Raw genomic sequence first — 4,263 nt, 5'->3', positions numbered from 1 at the left:
TAGTTGTTTGGTCACTTGCCAGTACGACTGATGTGCTATTAGTTGAAGATTTGGGACCTAAAGTTGAAGGTAGGCGATCGCGCACCTGCCCAATTGCCACTACTTCAGGTGAGTCGGTGGCTGCAACGGTTCGTGTTGTAGTTGATGTAGTGCTACCACTACCGGTATCGGCAATATTAGATCCACCTGAAACCGAAAGTGGGTTGGTTGAAGAAAATTCTTGCCTAAATGCGCTTACGATCGCTTTTGCTAAAGCTGTGATACTCAATATATTTTCTCCAAAATGGTGGAGTTGTTCACATGGTAGTGTTCACAGCAAAAATCCTTAGCCTTGTTGATTGAGGGACATAGGGCATCATTTTTTAGAATGGCACGTCATCTATATCTGGTTGTTCGTCATCATTAGTTTTTTTCAAAAGTTTGTTGTTCCTCATCAGGTAGAAGATTGTTGAGCCACAAAGAGCAAATAGAATTCGCTCTTTGTGGCTCAAATCTTCCAAGAATTGCAATTGTGCTGGTGTGACTCTATGCAGAAATTTGACACTCTCCGGGCTGAAGCCACAGAGAGTGCCAACGCCAATCATCAAGCAGCATTGCTTGATTTTAAATAATCCAAGAATTGTGCAAGTTGTTCATCAGTAAGTTGTTGTCTTGAGCGCACATTGAACAATTCAAATAATACAGTTTTTGCTTGTTCTAGGGGGATATTTCTACGTTTGATAATCGATTCAATCTCGGCGTTAAGCAGATTGCGGTCGTAGGTAGCAGGAATCGTATACTCAAGCTTAGTTGTATTTTGTTCTGGCAACTGACCGCTATATAACCAGTCTTTCAGAATTCCCGCTACATTTTCTCCTGGCTTATTGATAATTTGACCCGACAATTCAGAACAGCGTGATTTGCTCACAATGAAATTATGGTTAAGGTCAAGGTCAGCTACTACATCAAATTCGTATTCAAGCCCATCTCGCTGTATGGGAGCCATCCCTACTTTACGTGGAGCCATTTTACCTTTTTCATTCGGTTCCAAGACATACTCTGTCTTGGCTCTCATTGTGGCGATTAAATGGCATTTGCTACTCACAATTGCTTCTACCAGCTGGTTGTGGAGTGGCGTTACATCTCGCCATGCTGCAAAACTATTATTAGATTGAGTGCGTTTAGCAATGCGGTCTACTTGTTCTAATGCACCGTCCTTACCCATCCAGGCATGGGATAGGCTATCGACGATCAACACCTCATAACCCGCACTACTAGCTGCTTGAATAGCATTAATGTATTGCTGTGGATGAAAGCTACTAAGTTCAAGTACATCGAAGTTGAATTTATCGGCGTACTTACTGGCTGAACCATGTTCTGTGTCGATTACGGCTATATTTTGGCTAAGTCCAGAGGCAATCGATAAAGCAGAAAAAGTTTTACCACTTCCACTTACTCCAATTAAAGCAAGACGTAATTTTGATTGTGATTTGACAGCTTTTTTAAACATGATTAAAAGTTCTCCTTATCTAAATAAATAGGATTTTCTAACTCAATTTCTGTAGCATGAACGCTAATAACTTCTGGGGGCATTAAATACATTCCCTTGTTTCTATGCTGAAAAGGCGGACAGTGTGAGCGCTTTGCTTTCAGGAGGTAAGCGCTCACACTTTAAAGACTAATTAACTTGGCTTACAAAGCCGCCATATTTGCTTTTGGATGCTGGTAGTAGGTTTTGTTTTAATACCTCGCTAGCTTCTCGGGCAGAAAGAAAAATCCGCACATCACCGTAAGTGTGACCTTGAAAGACATATTCCCAGCCCAAAGAAGTGAATATGTAGTTAATACCGTCTGTCAATTTGTACATAAAATCTACTCAAGTTACGCCGCTACAGTCTGATATAAATCTTTACGAGTTACCCGCGCCAAGGCTAGTCCACACTCGCGCCAATCGTCATATTTTGTGCCATCACTATTAGTCCAATACTCTTGTGATGAATACCAATCATCCCCGTCATCTGCAAGCCAGATGTACCCAATTAATTGATTGTTAATTCGGAAAACGTATTGCTGTCCTTTTTCGTCAATGAAGTTGCAATCTTCGATTGTGCAAGGTTCAGACTTTTCTTCTTGTGCTACCGGCAATGTACCTTGTTTGTAATGCCAGAGGATGTAATTTTCTGCTCTCGCCTGGGTATTGGCGCGGTGTATTTCTGCCCCACTTACAGCTACCACATATCGCTGTGTCAAGTGCTCAGAATCGTAGTGGATGGTGGCAATGGTTTTGCCATCTATAGCGGCTTCCCAGTTGTAAAAGCCGTCAGGTGAGGTGAATTGGATTTGTGGTTCAGGCGCTATCTCTTGGGCTTGCTGCTTAATGTACTGGTTAAGTTCAGATTGGGCGATAGTCGCAGTGATGGACTGCTGAAGATAATCTTCCTGCGCTATTTGATGCTTGCATTTTACCCCTCTAAAGTATGTATCGCCGCATTCGCATCGTTCTTTGGGGTTGGGGTGCTGAGGTCGGACTACATAGTGATTGCCATTGCTGGGATTGCGGACAATAAAAGTATCATCGTCGATTTGCTGGACTTCTAGGGGTCTTGAGCGTTCAATTCGCTCTATGGTTTTTTCTCGTGCTTCTGCAATGACTAGTTTAAGGCTATTGTGAATCTGCTTGGTTAGCTCATTTGTCCAGCCGTCGGGTTTTTTGTAGATCCTAAATAGCGGTTCATGGGTTAGGCTGTCGCTGACTTGGTAAGCATGAAGGTCTTTCTCGCTGCATTGGGGTTCGTATTCTATGCGGTAGCCAGGGATTGAATCTTCCTCAATTGCTTCTGGTGATATATCATCAGCTTTTGTAGTGGCTTTGATCATTGCCCAAGCGATCGCAAAAGCTGCTTGATTTTGTGTCAGCTTGGCTCCCCAGAATATCGCTTGGCAGCCTTTTATTCCTTCTATGGGCTCTTGCAATAGGATGGGTGATTCTAGGTGGTAGGCATAGCAGCCAAATTCAGCATCCCATGTGCAATCTGTAATTTGCGCTGCCCCAATGATTGCGCCGCGCTTAATTGTGTCCTTGGAGATGCCGTAGTCAGCTAGGAAATGGTCGGAGTCTTTCGACCCAGAGGCATGAATCAAAATCCAGCCGCGTCTATCAGTTGGTTGGCTGCGGTATTCGGCTACCTTAATGCCCATGCAAATAGCGTAGGCATGGGGTGCATGAATGCTGATAGCCTTGAGAGATTCAGGATATGATTGTGTCATGATGACCTTACCGGTTTATCTAGAGAGCGATCGCATTTCTTTCCAGGAGGCGCGATCGCTTTCGATTTGCTCTTTCATGGTAAAGTCAGACTTGTCAAAAGTCAAGGGAGACTAGACCGCTTTTGAGAGATTTGGGGAGAGTCGTACAAGTCTCTAACATCAGCCCCAACGACTGAGCAAATATGCCGTAATAGCGCAAAAGAAACAGTTTTAGAGGCTTTTCGGCTTACAGGGCGCTCTAGCATTTGTATATATTGCTTAGTCGTTGAATAATTATATTTTTCTTTAATTTGGTCAACTAAACTTTGCATGGAATGTTTTCCCCGGATGGCTCTTAGCTTTTCTCCGCGTTCTTCATTCCAGTTAACGGTAGCTATTTCATTTAAATCAATTTGTATCATTTCTAGACAAGTTTCACTTGACTCATCCATACTGTAAACGATATAGTGTGACTTGTCTAGGGTAACAATCATGAAACAAAGCACGCGCCAAGCTTTGCTGCAAGCCTATGACGAATTACAGCGCATGGCTGACGTGGAACAGACGCGGCTGACTTCCCAACCACAGAAACACCTGTAGAAGGAGCGATCCGCAGAAGCTATTTTGGCAAGGAGAATTAAGTAATGTTTTACGAAATAGATGAAGACTACACAGATAACCAACTCAGCCGAGAGCAAAAGGAATTTATTGTAGGGCAAGTTGCCACACAGATTGACCGTTTAAGCCTTAAGAAACTGGCACTGATAAGCGAACAACCAACCAGGCAAAACAAAATCAATTACATCGAGAATGAGTTGTATAGACGCTCGATGAATGAAGATACATCAACTGAAGATTTAGTTAAAATTCATGAGGCGTTGGTGTGGTCAGAAACAGAGCAGATAAAGACTGCGATCAGGGATGAAAATTCTCTCAATGCTTGGTTTAACCGCTTAGTACACCTTGGTTTTTCCATCTTGGCTCTGGCGACAATTTCAAGTTATTTAGGGGTAAAAGTGTGTGGGGATAATCGCTCTT

The 4,263-nt window shown here is 43.0% G+C and carries 7 protein-coding genes; 2 read left to right on the top strand and 5 right to left on the bottom strand.

All coding sequences use genetic code 11. The features are described 5' to 3' along the window. Positions 1 to 329: hypothetical protein (locus G4P69_RS35830; protein WP_208354686.1), on the top strand; the 329-nt coding region annotated here is incomplete at its 5' end. Between the two features lie 33 nt (positions 330 to 362). Here the strand turns inward: G4P69_RS35830 and G4P69_RS35825 are convergent. From G4P69_RS35825 to G4P69_RS35805, 5 genes are all read right to left on the bottom strand, one after another. Then, positions 363 to 587 carry a hypothetical protein gene (locus G4P69_RS35825; RefSeq protein WP_208344871.1) on the bottom strand — a complete coding sequence of 75 codons (225 nt, stop codon included), beginning with the start codon at positions 585 to 587 and terminating at the stop codon, positions 363 to 365. Beyond that, positions 584 to 1,489, bottom strand: a complete 906-nt coding sequence (locus tag G4P69_RS35820) for an ATP-binding protein (RefSeq protein WP_208344870.1) — start codon at positions 1,487 to 1,489, stop codon at positions 584 to 586. The genes G4P69_RS35825 and G4P69_RS35820 overlap by 4 nt, the downstream gene beginning before the upstream one ends. A 168-nt stretch (positions 1,490 to 1,657) precedes the next feature. Next, positions 1,658 to 1,846, bottom strand: coding sequence for a hypothetical protein (locus tag G4P69_RS35815; RefSeq protein WP_208344869.1), 189 nt, complete (start codon positions 1,844 to 1,846; stop codon positions 1,658 to 1,660). 14 nt (positions 1,847 to 1,860) lie between these two features. Then, on the bottom strand, positions 1,861 to 3,246 hold the full coding sequence (locus tag G4P69_RS35810; RefSeq protein WP_208344868.1) for an ASCH domain-containing protein: 1,386 nt from the start codon (positions 3,244 to 3,246) through the stop codon (positions 1,861 to 1,863). 101 nt (positions 3,247 to 3,347) lie between these two features. Next, complete coding sequence (locus G4P69_RS35805; RefSeq protein WP_208344867.1) at positions 3,348 to 3,719, bottom strand: hypothetical protein; 372 nt, start codon at positions 3,717 to 3,719, stop codon at positions 3,348 to 3,350. 150 nt (positions 3,720 to 3,869) lie between these two features. On the opposite strand from G4P69_RS35805, the gene G4P69_RS35800 reads away from it, so the two are divergent. Then, the coding region (locus tag G4P69_RS35800; protein ID WP_208344866.1) for a hypothetical protein at positions 3,870 to 4,263 on the top strand (394 nt) is incomplete at its 3' end.

It is taken from the genome of Aetokthonos hydrillicola CCALA 1050 (assembly GCF_017591665.1).
In the GTDB taxonomy this organism is placed as follows: domain Bacteria; phylum Cyanobacteriota; class Cyanobacteriia; order Cyanobacteriales; family Nostocaceae; genus Aetokthonos; species Aetokthonos hydrillicola.
This window is presented reverse-complemented; position numbering and strand designations above follow the sequence as displayed.

Excerpts from the sequence above, each read along its gene's own strand:
- G4P69_RS35810 (WP_208344868.1), bottom strand. The coding sequence starts at position 3,246 with ATGACACAATCATATCCTGAATCTCTCAAGGCTATCAGCATTCATGCA.
- G4P69_RS35815 (WP_208344869.1), bottom strand. The coding sequence starts at position 1,846 with ATGTACAAATTGACAGACGGTATTAACTACATATTCACTTCTTTGGGC.
- G4P69_RS35805 (WP_208344867.1), bottom strand. The coding sequence starts at position 3,719 with ATGATTGTTACCCTAGACAAGTCACACTATATCGTTTACAGTATGGAT.
- G4P69_RS35820 (WP_208344870.1), bottom strand. The coding sequence starts at position 1,489 with ATGTTTAAAAAAGCTGTCAAATCACAATCAAAATTACGTCTTGCTTTA.